Source organism: Cognatiyoonia sp. IB215446 (assembly GCF_033963825.1).
GTDB lineage: Bacteria > Pseudomonadota > Alphaproteobacteria > Rhodobacterales > Rhodobacteraceae > Yoonia.
In genome coordinates, this window is sequence record NZ_JAXBMD010000005.1 from 115,494 (window position 1) to 131,492 (window position 15,999).

A 15,999-nucleotide genomic window follows, 5' to 3' on the forward strand; every position below is an offset into this window, starting at 1 on the left:
TATATGGTGTTTTGTCTTTGCCCCGATAGCATCATAGAGACGCTTGGCGGCAAACCCAAATAATTTAAGGTCTGCATCATGTTGCTGTGAGGGCACGCACGCGCTCTGTCAGCCAGGCCATATCGTCGTCGCGAATACCCATCTCGGTCAGATGGGCGGTGGTGTTGTAGAGGTACTCGGTATTCGGGCCACGCCCGCCCACTGCATGGGCAATCATCTGGGCCTGTTTCTCAAGATCGAACTGGCAGTATTGGCGATGGTCGCGGTTGATGATGTAGGCCAGCGCTTCGATATCCTCCCCAGCATCCGAGACCAGATTGACGTGGTCTTCATAATAGGCAGAGGAGATTAGTTCGCGTTCGCGCAAGCTGGCGAGGACGCTCTCTTCCTCATCTTGGGCCACCTGAAAGGCGATGCCGGTGCATTGGCCACCGGGGTCCTTGTCCAATGCAAGCACAAGGCCCGGTTCGGCCTCGGACCCGCGATGGTGGATCGACAACATGCAGAAACTGCGGTGATAGTCGTGCAGGCGTGCCTTGACCTGCCGCACAGGCGTAAAGCCGGGGTCCCATAAGAGAGACCCATACCCGAAAACCCAAAGTGACATGACAAATTCCCTTTCGCCCGGCGTCTTACAAAGCCGGGGCGGTCTTGTCACGCGGGAGGGGTCAGACGACGCGCATCATGTTGCCGAAGATGGCCGATTGATGCTCTTCGAGGTAGATGCGCAGCCAGGGCGTGTATTGCCCCGGATGGCGCGCGACATCTGCAGAGAGATCATAAAAATCGACCCATTTTGTCGCCATGACCTCATCAGGATTGGGGTCGAGCTTCACGCCGCCGGGCGCGTCGGCCACGAAGACCTCAACCACCTCATGTTCGATCATCCCGCCGCCGACATCGGCGCGGTATTCGATCTGATCGCGATAGCTGGGATAAAGGCCCTTGATCCCCAATTCTTCGCGCAGGCGACGTATCGCGCAATCGGCCGGGTCCTCATCCCATTCAGGATGGGTGCAGCACGTATTCGCCCACAATCCGGGTGTGTGATACTTGCCCATCGCACGCTGCTGGATCAGCACGCGGCCCTTGTTCATCACAAAGACACTCACGGCCTTGTGCTTGAGTCCGCGCTGATGCGCTTCAAGCTTTTCGACCGGTTTCAGCACGCCGTTTTCCCAGGCCGGGATCATGATGCTCATGTGCGCATCGGCGAAACAAGGCGCGTCAGATGCGCGATGTTTTTAATGCCGATTTTCAGATGCGCCATGGGTCGTGCCTTTACGAGCTTTTTGTTCATATACGCCTCAAAGGTCAGCTTTTGCACGTCGACATCATGACACAGGGAGACAAACCGCTCACGCCGTTCGTCGCTGCGGTAATAGGCGTTTTGCATGGCGCCCAACACCCGGAAGACTTGCTTGTGTTCGCGCATGAAAAGTTTCCGCGCCAGTTGCAAGTCTTTTACGCGCCCTGATGCCAAAGTGGCCGCTGCTGCAGTGGCGGCGACCCGCCCGCCGACCATCGCGTAATAGATGCCTTCGCCCGATGATGGCGCAACGACGCCCGCCGCATCCCCGGCCAGCACGACATCTTTGCCATTGTCCCATCTATCCAATGGTTTCAACGGGATAGGGGCGCCCTCCTTGCGGATTGTCGGGCATTCGGTGAGGCCGGATGCGGCGCGCAGATCAGCCGTGGCCTGTTTGACATCGACGGATTTGACCATGGACCCCATGCCGACGCTCGCTTGCGAACCATGGGGGAAAACCCAGCCGTAAAAGTCGGGCGAAATCCTGCCGTCATAGACCACGTCACAGCGCTTCGGATCATAGGTGGCGTTCGGCGCGGGCGCCTCGATAATCTCGTGGTAAGCGATCACATAAGGGATCGTATCGCCGCCCGGCACCTCGGCCCGTGCGACGTTTGACCGCGCGCCGTCGGCGCCAATCACCAGCTTTGTGTCCAGCTGCAATTCATTACCGCTGATCTTGTCGCGGTAAACAACATGCGTGCCGTCCTCATCGCGGACGATCTTGGTGAAGGTCCCGCTGTAACGATGCGCGCCTGCCTCCTTCGCCCGCACCCGCAAAAACTCGTCAAAATGCTCCCGGTCGACCATCCCGACAAAGCCGTTCTCGATCGGGATATCCACCTGCCGCCCGGTCGGTGAGATCATGCGGGCGGTGTTGACCTTGGCCACCAACTGATCGTCGGGGATATGGAAATCCGTAATCAGCCGCGGCGGGATCGCCCCGCCACAGGGTTTGATCCGCCCCTCGCGGTCGAGAAAAGCCACCTTGTGCCCGGACCTTGCAAGGTCTTCGGCGGCTGTGGCCCCGGACGGGCCTGCGCCCACAACAACAACATCATATTGCATCTCTTACTCTCCCGGAACGAGGGTGGCTTTGGGCATTTTGCGGTCCATGATTTTTGCGGCCATCGCGGCGGCGGCGATGAATAGGGCGGCCTCGGCGATAAAGACGCTGCCAAAGGCCTGCGTGTCGGTCATGCTGGTGCGCAGGATGTCGACCATGCCAGCACCGATGAGGCCGCCGAAACCGGCGGCAATCGCCTGTGCGGCCCCCCAAAGGCCCATGCGCGTGCCTTCGCGCCGCTCTTTCCCTTGCGCGGCCAGCGCCATCATTGATCCGATGGCCGCGACGGCGAACATGCCGTTGAAGAAGCCGAGCAGCATGACGGCGTAGGTGATCGGCGCGCCAGCACCCATTGGGCCGAGGAACGTGATCAGCGCCAGCGATCCGGCAGAGCCAAGGCAGCCCGCCACAACCCAATTGCGCAGTGCCCCGATCTTGAGGCCGGTCGCCATGATCCCAACGGTCAGCATACCGATGAAGACACCGCCATTCTGCGCGCCCGAGAGGGAGGTGGATTCGCCCGGCGTGAACCCAAAGACGAGGCCCGCGTAAGGTTCAAGGATCAGTTCCTGCATGAAATAGGCGGTCATGGACAGGAAGACGAAGATGGTAAAGCTGCGTGCCTTACGCTCGCCCCAGACCTCGCGCAGGCCCTCCATGAACGGGGTCGGATCGGGTTCGCGGATGGCGATCAGGTTCCGCTCGATGCGCCATACGGCGAGGCAGGTTACCAATGTCGCCGAGGTCACGACGATACCCACGATCCGCAATAAAAGCTGCGGGGTGTAAGGGTCAATGAACTGGCCAACTATGCCTGCGGTGGCGGCAATGCCAAGGATCATCATTAGCCAAGTGATCGTCGCGGCGGCCGCCCGTCGGTGAGGTGCTGTGGTCGTGGCAAGCAGGGCCAGCAGCGACGTGCCCGACGCACCAACGCCCAACCCGATCAGCGTATAGGCGATGAGCGATACGGTCAGACCTGCGGCAAATGACGTTTCAAACGCCAGCACGCCACACGCGGCGAGGAATGCACCGATGGCGAGGGCCACCATCCCGCCGATGATCCAGCGTGTGCGATGGCCGCCAGTGTCAGAATAGAACCCCCAATGCGGGCGGGTCAGTTGGATGCCGTAATGCAGACCAACCAGCAGGCCCGGCAGGATTGCGGGCAATGCAAGCTCCACCACCATCAACCGGTTCAGGGTCGATGTTGTCAGTACCACAATCGCGCCAAGTGCCATCTGCACAAGGCCAAGCCGGAAAATTTGAAACCAGGATAATGTCATCTTCAGCCCCCCAAGGCTGTCGCGGTGATCATCATGCCGCTGATGTAAAAAAGGATGCCCATGCCCTGATACCAGGGCGTCTTGCCTTCCGGATCGCGCAGCAGGACACGCATCGCGCCCAGTTGCACGGCAAGCATGGCTGCGACGCCCAGCGCATGGAACGGATGACCCCAGACGGTCAAAAGCCCAATCACCGACGCTTGCGGCACCGCCATGACCCAACAGGCAACGCGCGCTGCGCGGTCCGGACCAAGCGTCACGGGCAGGGACCGCAGGCCCATCGCGCGGTCTCCTGCGATGGCCTTGAAATCGTTCAACGTCATGATCCCGTGCGCGCCGAGGCCGTAAAGCACGGCGATCAGGATGGTCTGCGCACTGGGCGCGCCTGCGCTGATCACGGCGGCCCCGGTGATCCATGGCAGCGTCTCATACGCGAGACCGCAGAGGCCGGGCCCCCAAAGGCCGGATTTCTTGGCGCGGATCGGCTCTGCTGAATAAGACCATGCGGCGATCACGGCCAAAATAGTCGCGCCAAAACCCCAAGGGCCAAGCATGTAACCGACAATCAGGCCAAGCGCGGTCATGGCGAGCGCGATGTAAAATCCCCACCGCCCCGGAATGCGCCCCGACGGGATTGGGCGGTCAGGTTCATTGATCGCATCCACATGCCGGTCGCACCAATCATTGGCGGCCTGGCTCATCCCGCAGACGATCGGGCCCGCCAGGACAACACCCAGAATGATCAGAAACCAGTTGTCCGCCGGGCTGACCCCGGCAGAGACCACGCCGCAAAGATACGCCCACATCGGTGGAAACCATGTATGTGGTTTGAGCAGCGTAAGTGTCGCACGCGGTTCGGGCCAGCGGCGCGTCGGTTGATCTATGTGTAAATCAGACGTGACACTCATTCTGTCAGTCTATTGTGACAGTACGGCAGAGGGCAAGTGTAAAGCCGCTGTGACACTGTGCCAAGTTGTCGCTCTGACAGGTTTGGTCAGCGCTGAGAAAGCGTATAGGCAAAAAGTTCCTGCAAAATGATGCAAAACTGACCGCAGCCAAAACTTTTCGGTTTGTGAGGCGGCATGCTCTTTCGCCTCTTGCGTTCGTCTCAGGATGGTCGCAACGTGCCGTTCAAAGCGCTTTGGATGGAGGGGTCTACATGACGATTCGTGCTGTAGTTTGGGGTGAAAACGTGCATGAGCAGACGAATGAAGTTGTGTCATCGCTCTATCCTGACGGTATGCACAGCACCATTGCCGCTTGCCTGAGGGAGGATGGCATCGATGCGACTACCGCAACCTTGCAAGAGCCTGAACATGGGCTTCCCGATGCCCGTTTGGCAGAAACGGACGTTTTGCTCTGGTGGGGCCATGCGGCCCATGGCGATGTGGAGGATGCGGTTGTCGACAGGGTCGCCGCACACGTCCATGCGGGCATGGGGCTGATCCTGCTGCATTCAGCGCATTTCGCGAAAATCTTCAAGCGGCTGATGGGTACGCCTTGCGACCTGACCTGGCGCGAGGCGGGGGAGCGTGAGCGGCTTTGGGTGACCTCCCGCAACCATCCGATTGCTGCGGGGCTTCCCAACCATTTCGAACTGGAACACGAAGAGATGTATGGCGAGCCCTTTGGCGTGCCAGAACCGCTTGAGACCGTGTTTGTCAGCTGGTTTCAGGGCGGCGAGGTCTTCCGCTCGGGCCTTACATACAAGCGTGGCGCGGGCAACGTGTTTTACTTCCGCCCGGGGCACGAGACCTACCCGACTTATCACGACGCCAATGTCCAGAAGGTGCTGCAGAACGCGGTGCGCTGGGCCTACAACCCGGCGCCGCGTGTGATTGGCGTAGGGGACGCGCCCAATGTGCCGGTTGACCAGGCATTGGAACCCATCGAAGAGCGCGGCCCCCGCCTGCATCAGGACGGGGAAGAGGGGTTCCGATGATCCGTGTTCTGATCGTCGGCACCGGTACGATGGCCAATGATCACGCCGATGCCTTTGTGGCGATGGATGGCGTAAGTGTCGTTGGCAGCGTTGATCCCAACCCTGACAACCTGCATAGCTTCAATGCCAAATACGGCATCAAACATGCTTTCGACAGCGTCAATCAGGCACTGGCCTGGGACGCATTCGACGCGGTCTCCGTGGTCACACCCGACGGTATCCATCACCGCACGACCATGCCGTTTCTGGCAGCGGGCAAGCATGTCTTGTGTGAAAAACCACTTGCGACAAATACCGCTGATGCCCGTGAAATGGCGGCGGCGGCGAAGGATGCGGGCGTTGTGAACATTGTCAACCTGACTTACCGCAACGTGCCCGCCCTGATGCAAGCCGCCGCCATCGTTGCCGAGGGCCAGATTGGCGATGTCCGGCATTTTGAGGCATCCTATCTGCAAAGCTGGCTCAACCAGGCGTCCTGGGGTGATTGGCGGACCGAGGATCAGTGGCTCTGGCGCCTCTCGACTGCCCATGGATCCATGGGCGTCTTGGGGGATGTGGGGGTCCATATCCTCGACTATGCCACCTTTGCTGCGGGTGCGGATACGGCAAGGGTGTCTTGCCGCCTCAAGACCTTTGACAAGGCCGAAGGCGGCAAGATCGGCGACTACATCTTGGATGCAAATGACAGTATGGCGATGCATCTGGAATTGCAGAATGGGGCCGTCGGCGTGATCCATGCCAGCCGCTTTGCCGGTGGGCATATCAACGATCTGCGCTTGCGGCTTTTTGGAACCAAGGGCGGGCTGGATGTGCGGTTCGAGCAATGGCGCAGCACCTTGCGCGCCTGCCTTGGTGACCATCTTGTCAGCGGCACCTGGGTCGACATTCCAACCCCTGAGGTGGAAACGAACTACTCTCGTTTTATTGCAGCAATCCGGGATGGTGCGCCTGTTGCACCCGACTTTCAGCGCGGTGCGGACCTGCAAAGGGTCCTTGATCTCGCGGTCGTCTCAGACACACAAAGCGCGCGCGATCAAGTGGTCTAGCGCCCGACCACCGTACGGTGGGTCCTTTGACTTCGCATCAAGCATCCGCTTTGCTAGGCGCGATGTGTTCATCGGCACCGAAGGGCACACATATTCTGTAAAGAATATCGGCCTAGTGTCTGGATCGATAACTGCTGGCAGAAGCGGAGGATGCATATGCCCGATATCTTTATTCCTGCAAGTCCGGCAGATTTGGTGGATCAGATGGTGGTTGTGCAGACGCTGGCCGCAGAAGCGCAGGATGCCTCGTCAAGCGCGATCTACAGCAGACGTCTTTCACAGATGGAAACACTTGCTGCAGAACTCTTGCCGCCAAATGCGCATCCTTCTGCCGCGGGTGTCACTTCGGCGCGCACGGATTTGCTGCAACTCGAAGCAGATATGCGCGCCTGTGAGGCAAGGTCTGACTTTGGTGTCGGTTTTGTTGCACTGACCCGCGCCTATCTTGATGCGCGGGCAACGCTTGTAGAGCAGAAGCGTGCTTTTGATGCGGCAATCAGCCCGACACTGATCGACAGAGCAAGCGCGGGTGGTCAAGGTGATCGGCATTTGTAAGACATGATCTGCCTGTCGCCCAATATTTTGACTAATGGTGCCGGATGCCGTTTGTAGGCCCGCAATCTCGCCTTGGGTAACGTATAAAGCTGCCACCGGGCTGGGTTAGGTTTATTGGTTCATTATGTAAAAGATTTGTTCCGCGTGCAGCGCCTATAGCAACAGGCTGCGCGTGATGGTCAATGCGCAGACCTTGCTTCTAAGGGCAGGAAGGCTGATGTGTTTATTTGAAGCACTAGGCATCCGACGAGTCATCTGCCTGCCTAGTCTTGGGCGAAGGTGCATTAGGGTCCAAAGACGTTGAGACCGCCAAATTCTTTGCTGGAACCAGTTTCTGTCATGACACATGTCGATTTGACCCCAATTTGTGCACCATCAGAGCTGATTTTACAGGTATCGGCCTTTCGATCAGGCCTAGCGTCGATCTTTCTGAATGCGTACGGCTGAACAATGAAACCATATTGGAGTTCAGTGATGGCGACCTGTGGAGTCGTAGGCGACTGCGCAATAGGGGCCAAAGCAAGAATAAGTTGTTACTTTCCACTCTTCCGCTTGCGGTTCATGCGATGCAGGTGATCTCCTCCAGTAAAGCGCGTGCATGGCGCCTGTGGGCTGCAATGATCTTTTTACACTGCTTTGCATCGGGAAACGGGCGCACCGGTGTCATTCGCGACGGCGTAGCCGTGATATCGATTGTAACTTCAGGTAGCGCATCATCAAGCGTCTGCACCGAGATGGGTCCCAAAAACAGGCTTTCGGCAGGTGCGCCATGCGCCAGTACGACATTGTGCTCTTGAAGCAGGATATGGTGGTAGGTGACCGGCTGCATTGATCGGTCAATGTCGATACCCGGTAAGCCAACGAGGCGGATTGCAGGGATCAGAACTTCCGCTGTCCCCAAAAGGCGCGCAGCGATGCGTGATGCGACAAGTATGCGATGTTGGCGCGACACGATCAGATCTGATCTGGGTAGACCATGACCCAGTGCTCCCGCTTTAATCCGCACCGGAAGCAAACGGGTTTCTTGCAGCAATTGCAGGGGCGTGAACCGACGCGTGCTTGTCTGCAAGACCCGACATGGTCCAGCGTCGTACGTGCAGACCAGGTCGCCAGCATTAATCTCCGCGATGCGAATTGGCCCTTTGGGCGTGTCCAGAAGCGTATCGGCGGCAAAGCAAACGATCCGAAAATCCTCTGAATCGATCCCGATTTCAAAAAGGTCCCAATTGCCGCTGCTGCCTCCCGCACCAAAGATGGTGATAGTGTTGACGGGGGACTGAAAATGCAGCGAGGCGAGGCTGCCATCAAACGATGTTCCGGTACTGCTGATTCCCCCATCTGGCGTGATGATCTGGGTAGCGGCACCTGACATCGTGAATTCGACGGTGCCATCTGCAATCGCCTGGTTCAAGTCGACTTGAGCGCCGTCAACCACGAGATAGTAAACCTCGCCCGGAGTGCTGCGATTGACGCTTACGGTCATGCCGTGAATCGTTTCGTCAAAATCCACTGTCACGGTTTCGGAGCCATCGCCCGTGACCTGCGCGCCTAGATCGGTACCAGGCCGGCTGATCGTATTGACATTCGCAGTGACGGTGTACCCGACGCTTTGCCCGTCGCTTGTTGTCAGCGTACCCGTTGCCCCGTTTGTGTAGTCATCAATGACATCAGTGAATGGCATGCCGCACTCGCAAAAAACTCACGTTTTACTATGTGCAACAAACAGTATTGAAAAGGAGTCAAAAGGGCAGGTTCGAGTTAGAAATGTGACGCTTGCACGATGGTATAGAGTTCGAAGCTATCACTCCTCTCCTCCTCTCCATATTTGCGCGCTTGCTGCAAGCAATGACAAGTTGGTCAATAGTCGCGCTCAAAGAAGATGCCTAAGCTGGTCTCACCATCCTGATCTACACTGCCTTTCGCCTTGATGTCGCGCGTCAAATCCAGGTTGAGGTTGATCTCTGTGTCGCCTTCGCTCGTGACGGTCACGTCGGTATAGACGTTGTCCGAGATATAGCGGCCCGCACGCACGGCGGTCTGGCCTTCCTCATCGGTCGTGATGTCCAGATCGTCGAGTCCCACATTCCGGCGCAACCGATCAAAAGCGCCGCCACCCCGCCCGGCCAATGTGCTGATGGCTGAGGCAAGCTGGACCGCCTGCAAAGGGCTGATACTGGACAGATCGCGGCCAAAGATCAGTTGTGACAACACCTCGTCCTGCGGCAACTCTGGGACCGATTCAAACCTCACTTCTGGCGCACCCGCCGGTCCTTCGACAATGATGTTGATGACGGTGCCGCTATCCGTTTCAGTTGTCGCAACCAGTCTCAGAAACGGGTTGAAATCCCCTTCCAGCGTGGCGGTGCCTTCGGTCAGTTCAAAGCGTTGCTGCAAGATATCGATCCGGCCGCGGATCAGTGAGAATCGCCCAACGGGGATCACATTCGACGAGGTGCCCCCGATCCGCAGATTGCCGCCAAGTTCCGCATCTACGCCGCGCCCACGGATAAAGATCCGACCAGGCGCCTCTATGCGGATGTCCAGCGGGTAGGCTCGCCGTCCCTGCCGCTCCGCACGCTCTTCACCATTCCCGTTCGCGCTGACAATGGCGTCAGCACGGGTCAGTGTTTGGCGCACGGCACTGTTCGCACCAAGATGGATCACCTCGGGCAGTTCGCCCAAGGTACTGATGGCGGAGGATGGCACACGGACATTCGTCTCGCCCAGTTCCAGGCGCCCCACGACCCGCGCGCCGCCTTGCAGCGGTCCGTTCAGGGTTACGGTGCCATCGATGGAACTGCGATAGAGCTGCCGGTTCTGCAGGATCATGTTGTTCAGTCGCAGCGTCAGATCCGCGTTATTCGGCGCGGCCATCGCGATGGGGCCGTCGATGGTGACGCCGCCGCCGCTTTCGACGCGGGCCTGCAGGTCAATCTGGGCGCTGCCTGCATTGAGCCCGATCTGACCCGTGATGTTCTCTAGCGCCTCGCCCAGATTGGGTGCGGCCAGCCGTCCATCGGTGAACGTGATCTGTCCGCGCAGCGATTCAGGTGATGGTGGACCGACAACCTGCAAATCGAAATTGGCGAGGCCGCTCAGGCGGCGCGGATCAAGGATGCGGTTGGCAAGCGCCAGAAGGACACTGCCATCAACGTTCAGATCAAGGTTTCCGTCTGCCAGAAGCTGGCCAGCTACGCTTGTGGATAGGCCGCCAGGGCCTGTGGCCGTGGCATCCACGCCCCAATTGCCGGCCTCATCCAATGAGGCGCTGCCCGTCGCGCGGATCGGCCCGCTCAACTGATCGGTCAGCACGCCGATATTGCGTAAACTGGCGTTGAACCGCCCTTCGCCAAAGCCTGCCGCGCCATTCAGCGCGCCAACGATAGACACTTCGCGCGTTGAGATTTCCAATGTGCGCACAGCCAGCGTGCCGTCTGATTGGCCAAGCTGCGCATTGATGCGACCTGTCCCGGCAAGCAGCGGATCGACAGAGGCGTTCCCGATGGAAAGATCCGTGCTTTGCAGCCGGATCTGCGCATCAAAACTGCTCAGATCGGGGAGCGTTTCGCCACTGGCTGTCAGATCAACCGCGCCATCCACGGGTTGGCCGATCAGTGGTGCGTAGGCGCCAAGGTTTGCCATCTGAGCGGTTAGATCACCGGCGATCCGGTAGTTTTCATGTGCGATTGTCCCGTCGAACACCACGTCGGTTTCAGGGCCAGTCAAACGCAACGCCGTCTGTGTGGCCTCCTCCGCCGTAGGAGACGCCGCCAATGTCAGGCGAATGGGGCCTGACAGAGTTGGGTCGAGCAAGGCCGCATCGTTGATCTGAAACGTAAGATCGGCGCTGTTTTCGCCCTCCAGGCTGACTGCCGCATCACCCGTCGCTGTCAGGGCCGGGGAGCGCAGGGAGAGATTGCTGAGCCGCAAGCTGTCATCCCTCGGGCGTGCAATCTCGGCGCTCAAAAGCGTCACGCCACGCAGGAACGGATCGAGCCGGTCGATCCCTGTCACGATATTGCGGGTCCGGCCCGCGATGTTGAGATCAAAACGCTGGCCATCGGTCAGCACGACCCCGTTGATGCCCAGATTGGCGGAACCCGCCAGCGGTTGCCCGGTCAGCGCCGCGAACCGGCTGAGGTCGCGCGCGTTCATGTCCATCTCCAGATTAACGTTCTGGCCGGTCTCGGTCGGGCTGACGATGCCGCTGGTAGTGAAATCAGATGCGACGGCGTTCCCGTTTAGGGCAAAGGTGATGTCTCCGGTTTCAGACGTCTCAACCTGTCCTTGAACCTGTGCTGGGCCGGAGAGGGTGGGCACAACCTGGCCAAGCTCGACCACATTGGCGTCAATCTCTCCGGCAATGCTGTCATTCGTGATGTCGGCACTCGCGTCCAATGTGGCCGCATCGGTGCGGATGTTCAGGACTTCGAGCCGCGTGCCCTCCGTGTCGCGCACTAGAGACGCGCTGATGTCGCCAGTACCTGCCAGAACGCGGTCAGCCTCGGGGATGCCGATGCGCAAATCATTTGTCTGGCCTGTCGCAACCACACTGAACAGCCCCTCAAGCGGGGTGACATTGGCGAGAATGCCAAGTTCGGCGCCACCACCGATCTCTTGCCCGATGAGGGTCGAAAACCGGTCCAGCCCCGCAATGCGCGCGTTGAGCGTGGCGTTGGTGCGAAAGCCTGCATTGGGGCCCGCGATGGTCGCAACGGCGGTCGCATCAAGGCCTGCACCCTGCAGCGTGAGGCGGCTGATCTCGGTCTCACCGCCTTCTGTACGCGAGGCGACGAACTCACCGGTAATGGCGCTGCCGAAAGCCTCTGCCGCGCCAGCATCATCAAGTTGCAGACCGTCGGCACCGTATTGCAGATTGGCCGCTACCGCACCGATCTGGGTGCCTTCGCCGGGACGCAAGATACCGCCACCGGCAAGGCGCAGCTGATCGATGGAAAGGCCGGGGCGGTCAAGGCCGTCAATACTTACATCGGCGCGCCAATCGTCCGAGATGCGGCTGTCATATGTGACGGCCAAATCCATCCCGTCTACGAAAGTCTGCGGGCCAGAGAGCGGAAGGAGCACCGGTGCATTGCCGTCAGGTGTGATTGCGCCGGTTACATCGATCAGCGCTGGCCAACCCTGCGCGCCGAATTGCAGCGCGCCTGACAGTGTGACCCGTCCGGCATCCAGATCCAGTTCTGGAATATCGACGCTTCCGTCAATGTTTTGCAGCGCGCGGACAATCAGGCGTGCATCGGTGCCAAAAAAGTCCCGGTAAGCTGGCGCGAAGAGCGGTGAGATATCGCCGCCCACATCCAGCGATACATCGCGACCCGCCTCGGTTTCCGTCAGTTGGAAGTCACCATTCAGCCGGTCCTGCCCATCGGTCGCGATGGCTAATGTGGCGGCAAAATTATCCAGCGGGGCGTTACCCGCGATTGAGAGCCCAACGGCTGGCTGCCCCGGTAAGCCGATGATCCGGGCGGCAATGCCGTCTGGCCCTTCGTCGAGATCAAGCAGGATATCGAGGTTACGGGTTGCATTGGCAAAGGTGCCGTCAATCTCAAACCGGCCCTGCTTGTCGCCAAGCCTGAGCGCTGTGACATTGGCCGCCCCCTCGCCGCCGCCCAGTTGCGCGGTGCCGGTCAGGCTGACTGCGATCTCTTCGCCAAGGAACCCTTCGCCCAGTTCGATCCGGTCAATGTTCAGAACATCAAGCGATATGCTGACCGGCAGTTCGGGCAACGAAAAAGGTTGTGCCTCGGGCGATGGCCCCGTGTCTTCCGGCAATGGAGGGCGGGCCACGACGATGCGTTCGGCACTGAGTTCCTGCACATCAATGGCCCCGCGAAAAAGCGCTGCGCGGTTCCAGCTGAGCACGATGTCTTCGAGTGTCAGCCAGACCCCTTCGGTATCGGCCACTGTGAGCACATCGATAGTTGCGCGTGAACTCAGCGCGCCCTGAAAACCGATTATGCTGACCTCGCGGCTGACGCCGGAGAGGTTATCTTCGATCAGGCTGGTCAGATAGCTTTTGTCCTGCTCTTCCTGACTTTGCGCCATCAGATGAAGTGGCCAAAAGAGAAGCCATATGATCGCCAGAACCCTCAAAATGCCTGTCCAATCCCCACATAGACTTGCAAATCCTCGCCCACGTCGTCGCCGCTGGCCTGTGTGGCAAGGTCCAGCCGGATCGGGCCGATGCCTGTATCATAGCGCAGACCAAAGCCTGACCCGGCATGCCATTCGCCTGTTTCAAAGGGTAGCGATGTGTCGCCCACCTGGCCAATGTCGTAAAACGTCACAAGCGAGATGTTGGGCCGCACGCGAAACCTCGCTTCGAGCTGCAGCCCGGCAAAAGACGTCCCCCCCGAGGTGATAGTCTCGCCATCCTCGACGCGGTCGATCCCCAAGTCGTTGTAGGGTTGGCCCCGGACCGTACCGCCGCCACCGGAGTAGAACAGGAAATCGGCCGGTGCTTCTTCAATACCCGCATTTATCACGCTGCCAAACTGTCCGCGCGCGGCGAGCGTCACGCCTGCCTCTTCGCCAAAGCTGTAATAGCCGCGCGCGTCGGCAAAGAACCTTGCACCGTCAACATCACCGACAACGCTGACAAATGGCGTGAGCGCGGTATTCAGGAAGTATCCGGAGGTGGCATCGGCCGGTTCATCGCGGCGTTCCAACGTGGCCTCCAGGGGCAAGGTCAGCAAGGTATATTCGCGGGTGCCCGCATCCGTCTCCTCGCGCGCAGTCAGGATGCCCAGTGCCGCGCTGGCGGTCAGATCGTCGGTCACGCGGCGTGAGAAACCGACCTCGACCGAGGCACTGTCGAGTAGAAATTCCGGCTCATCCTCGCGCGCGAGCTCGGACCGGATGAAGAAATCGGTATCGGGGTCGAACGTGGCCGGGCGACTGAACGTGCCGCGCAACCGGTAATCGGCGCCGCCGGTCTCTCCGTCGATCCCTGCAATCTCACCATCGATGCGCAGACGTTCTGCACCGCCCAGCCAGTTCCGGTGCATCCAGAATGCCGAAAGGGTCCATCCGTCAATCGTTGAGACTTCAATCCCCAGACCGTTGCGGCGCGGCCGCGATTCCCTGATTTGGGCATTGATATCAATCGTGCCGTCTGCGTTAGCTTCGTCAGCCTCGCGAAGGGCAACGCTGTCAAAGGCGCCAGCGCGGCGCAAGCGCTGCTCGGCCTTCGCGATCTCTTCAGGCGAGTAAACCTCGCCCGTTGGCAATCCTGCGATTTCTTCAATGCGCTCGGTGCGCACATCGTCATTTCCGCTGATATTCAGTGCGCCAAACCGCAGGCGCGGGCCGGTATCAAGGGTAACATTTACATCAAGCTTCCGGTCATCGTGCCGCGCGATAACGCGCTGGCCCGCCACTTCCACCTTTGGATAGCCAAGATCGCGCCATGCGCTTAGACCGCCACTGACGGCTGCCTCGACCCGTTCCGTGCGGGCAGTCCGCCGAGGGCCAAGATCGGCGGGCAGTTTCGTGCCCGGGGGTAGAGGTGCAATGACCACGTCACCGAAGGAGAAACGCGGGCCCGCATCCACGCGGATCACAACCTCATCCACGGTCACGGGCGCATCAAGCGGATCGATATTTGCGGCCTCAACACCGTTCACGGTGATCGAGATTGTGCCGCCATAACGCCCTTCTGCATAAAGCGCGGTCAGCAGGCGTCGGTAATCGGCGCGGGCTGCGGCCACATAGTCCTGCGGGTCGGCGTCGTCATCCAGGGCGCGCAAAAGCGATGCGGTATCTAGCGCATCACGGGCATTGTCCGCGATCAGTCGCACGTCTTGCGCAGAGGCGGCGCCCGCCAAAAGAACGGCCATGCACGACAGCCATATCGCTGGCCTTGCCCGTTTTGGCGTTTGTGATCCCACCGCACCCTCGCATTTGTTTTGCCCTGTCTACCCAAGGCGAAGGGTGATGGCCATTCACTTCTCAGAGCCAGCGGAGCGTCTCAAACGGTGGCGGCAAAGGGGTCTGTCGGGTATCGCACAGCGGCCAGATAGAGACCTTGGGGCGGGCTGACGGGGCCGCAAGCCGCGCGATCCTTAGCAGCGAGAGCCGCGCTCACATCATCAGGATGCCACGCACCGGCACCGACCCTTTCAAGGGTGCCGACAAAGCTGCGGACCTGGTTGTGCAGGAACGACCGCGCGCGCACGTGAAACTGGTATTCGGTGCCGATGGAGCGCGGCACCACCTCAATCCGCAACTCATCAAGCGTTTTGACGGGGCTCTTGGCTTGGCAAATCGAGGACCGGAAGGTCGTGAAATCATGTTGACCGATCAACTGGTCCGCGCCCGCCTGCATGGCTGCGGCATCAAGCGTGTGATTGACGCGCCACAACTGCCCGGCCTCGGATGTCAGTGGTGCCCGGCGCGATATCAGGCGGAAGAGGTATTCCCGCTCGACCGCATCAAAACGGGCATGCCAATCCTCAGACACGATTGCGCAGTCAAGGATCGCCACTGGATCGGGCTTCAGATGGTAATTGAGCGCTTCGGACAGGCGAAACGGATCCCAATCCCGCGTCAGATCGCAATGGGCCACCTGACCGGTTGCGTGTACGCCCGCATCTGTTCGACCAGCTGCCGCAATCGTGTGCTCGCCCGGTTCCAGCTTGGCCAATGCCTGCTCAATCGCGCCCTGGACGGAGGGGCGATGGCTCTGCCTCTGCCAGCCGGAAAACGGGGCGCCGTGATATTCGACAAGTAAAGCGTAACGGGGCATCTGATCCGATTAGGGGGCGTCTGAC

12 protein-coding genes are annotated in these 15,999 nt (G+C 59.7%); 3 read left to right on the forward strand and 9 right to left on the reverse strand.

The window, feature by feature from the left end:
* Positions 1 to 76: 76 nt before the first annotated feature.
* The 5 genes from SLH49_RS18055 to chlG all read right to left on the reverse strand — a co-directional run bounded on the left by SLH49_RS18055 (position 77) and on the right by chlG (position 4,572).
* Entirely contained in the window at positions 77 to 607 is a 531-nt protein-coding gene (locus SLH49_RS18055) for a gamma-glutamylcyclotransferase (RefSeq protein ID WP_320270552.1), read from the reverse strand.
* A 61-nt stretch (positions 608 to 668) separates the two neighbouring features.
* Positions 669 to 1,202 (reverse strand): isopentenyl-diphosphate Delta-isomerase, encoded by a 534-nt coding sequence (gene idi / locus SLH49_RS18060; protein ID WP_320270553.1) that lies wholly within the window; start codon positions 1,200 to 1,202, stop codon positions 669 to 671.
* A complete protein-coding gene (locus tag SLH49_RS18065; protein ID WP_320270554.1) occupies positions 1,199 to 2,380 on the reverse strand; it encodes a geranylgeranyl diphosphate reductase in 1,182 nt (393 codons plus the stop codon). Before SLH49_RS18065 ends, idi begins: the two co-directional genes overlap by 4 nt.
* 3 nt (positions 2,381 to 2,383) lie before the next feature.
* Positions 2,384 to 3,664, reverse strand: coding sequence for a BCD family MFS transporter (locus SLH49_RS18070; RefSeq protein ID WP_320270555.1), 1,281 nt, complete (start codon positions 3,662 to 3,664; stop codon positions 2,384 to 2,386).
* Positions 3,665 to 3,666: 2 nt separating this feature from the next.
* Positions 3,667 to 4,572, reverse strand: a complete 906-nt coding sequence (gene chlG, locus SLH49_RS18075) for a chlorophyll synthase ChlG (RefSeq protein ID WP_320270556.1) — start codon at positions 4,570 to 4,572, stop codon at positions 3,667 to 3,669.
* A gap of 251 nt (positions 4,573 to 4,823) precedes the next feature.
* Between chlG and SLH49_RS18080 the strand changes: the two genes are divergently transcribed.
* The 3 genes from SLH49_RS18080 to SLH49_RS18090 all read left to right on the forward strand — a co-directional run bounded on the left by SLH49_RS18080 (position 4,824) and on the right by SLH49_RS18090 (position 7,207).
* Positions 4,824 to 5,606: a ThuA domain-containing protein gene (locus SLH49_RS18080; RefSeq protein ID WP_320270557.1), complete on the forward strand. Its 783-nt coding sequence runs from the start codon at positions 4,824 to 4,826 to the stop codon at positions 5,604 to 5,606.
* Positions 5,603 to 6,652 (forward strand): Gfo/Idh/MocA family oxidoreductase, encoded by a 1,050-nt coding sequence (locus SLH49_RS18085; RefSeq protein ID WP_320270558.1) that lies wholly within the window; start codon positions 5,603 to 5,605, stop codon positions 6,650 to 6,652. The genes SLH49_RS18080 and SLH49_RS18085 overlap by 4 nt, the downstream gene beginning before the upstream one ends.
* Positions 6,653 to 6,808: 156 nt before the next feature.
* A complete protein-coding gene (locus tag SLH49_RS18090) occupies positions 6,809 to 7,207 on the forward strand; it encodes a hypothetical protein (protein ID WP_320270559.1) in 399 nt (132 codons plus the stop codon).
* Positions 7,208 to 7,766: 559 nt separating this feature from the next.
* Here the strand turns inward: SLH49_RS18090 and SLH49_RS18095 are convergent.
* The 4 genes from SLH49_RS18095 to truA form a co-directional block, all read right to left on the reverse strand.
* Positions 7,767 to 8,888: a Hint domain-containing protein gene (locus SLH49_RS18095; RefSeq protein ID WP_320270560.1), complete on the reverse strand. Its 1,122-nt coding sequence runs from the start codon at positions 8,886 to 8,888 to the stop codon at positions 7,767 to 7,769.
* A 176-nt stretch (positions 8,889 to 9,064) separates the two neighbouring features.
* A complete protein-coding gene (locus SLH49_RS18100) occupies positions 9,065 to 13,273 on the reverse strand; it encodes a translocation/assembly module TamB domain-containing protein (RefSeq protein WP_320270561.1) in 4,209 nt (1,402 codons plus the stop codon).
* Between the two features lie 44 nt (positions 13,274 to 13,317).
* Positions 13,318 to 15,066: an autotransporter assembly complex protein TamA gene (locus SLH49_RS18105; RefSeq protein WP_320270562.1), complete on the reverse strand. Its 1,749-nt coding sequence runs from the start codon at positions 15,064 to 15,066 to the stop codon at positions 13,318 to 13,320.
* A gap of 131 nt (positions 15,067 to 15,197) precedes the next feature.
* Positions 15,198 to 15,974: a tRNA pseudouridine(38-40) synthase TruA gene (truA, locus tag SLH49_RS18110; protein WP_320270563.1), complete on the reverse strand. Its 777-nt coding sequence runs from the start codon at positions 15,972 to 15,974 to the stop codon at positions 15,198 to 15,200.
* Between the last annotated feature and the right edge of the window lie 25 nt (positions 15,975 to 15,999).

What these genes read in the sequence shown, in the direction of transcription:
- SLH49_RS18055 (WP_320270552.1), bottom strand. Translation starts at nt 607, where the DNA reads ATGTCACTTTGGGTTTTCGGGTATGGGTCTCTCTTATGGGACCCCGGC.
- idi (WP_320270553.1), bottom strand. Translation starts at nt 1,202, where the DNA reads ATGAGCATCATGATCCCGGCCTGGGAAAACGGCGTGCTGAAACCGGTC.
- SLH49_RS18065 (WP_320270554.1), bottom strand. Translation starts at nt 2,380, where the DNA reads ATGCAATATGATGTTGTTGTTGTGGGCGCAGGCCCGTCCGGGGCCACA.
- SLH49_RS18070 (WP_320270555.1), bottom strand. Translation starts at nt 3,664, where the DNA reads ATGACATTATCCTGGTTTCAAATTTTCCGGCTTGGCCTTGTGCAGATG.
- chlG (WP_320270556.1), bottom strand. Translation starts at nt 4,572, where the DNA reads ATGAGTGTCACGTCTGATTTACACATAGATCAACCGACGCGCCGCTGG.
- SLH49_RS18080 (WP_320270557.1), top strand. Translation starts at nt 4,824, where the DNA reads ATGACGATTCGTGCTGTAGTTTGGGGTGAAAACGTGCATGAGCAGACG.
- SLH49_RS18085 (WP_320270558.1), top strand. Translation starts at nt 5,603, where the DNA reads ATGATCCGTGTTCTGATCGTCGGCACCGGTACGATGGCCAATGATCAC.
- SLH49_RS18090 (WP_320270559.1), top strand. Translation starts at nt 6,809, where the DNA reads ATGCCCGATATCTTTATTCCTGCAAGTCCGGCAGATTTGGTGGATCAG.
- SLH49_RS18095 (WP_320270560.1), bottom strand. Translation starts at nt 8,888, where the DNA reads ATGCCATTCACTGATGTCATTGATGACTACACAAACGGGGCAACGGGT.
- SLH49_RS18100 (WP_320270561.1), bottom strand. Translation starts at nt 13,273, where the DNA reads ATGGCGCAAAGTCAGGAAGAGCAGGACAAAAGCTATCTGACCAGCCTG.
- SLH49_RS18105 (WP_320270562.1), bottom strand. Translation starts at nt 15,066, where the DNA reads ATGGCCGTTCTTTTGGCGGGCGCCGCCTCTGCGCAAGACGTGCGACTG.
- truA (WP_320270563.1), bottom strand. Translation starts at nt 15,974, where the DNA reads ATGCCCCGTTACGCTTTACTTGTCGAATATCACGGCGCCCCGTTTTCC.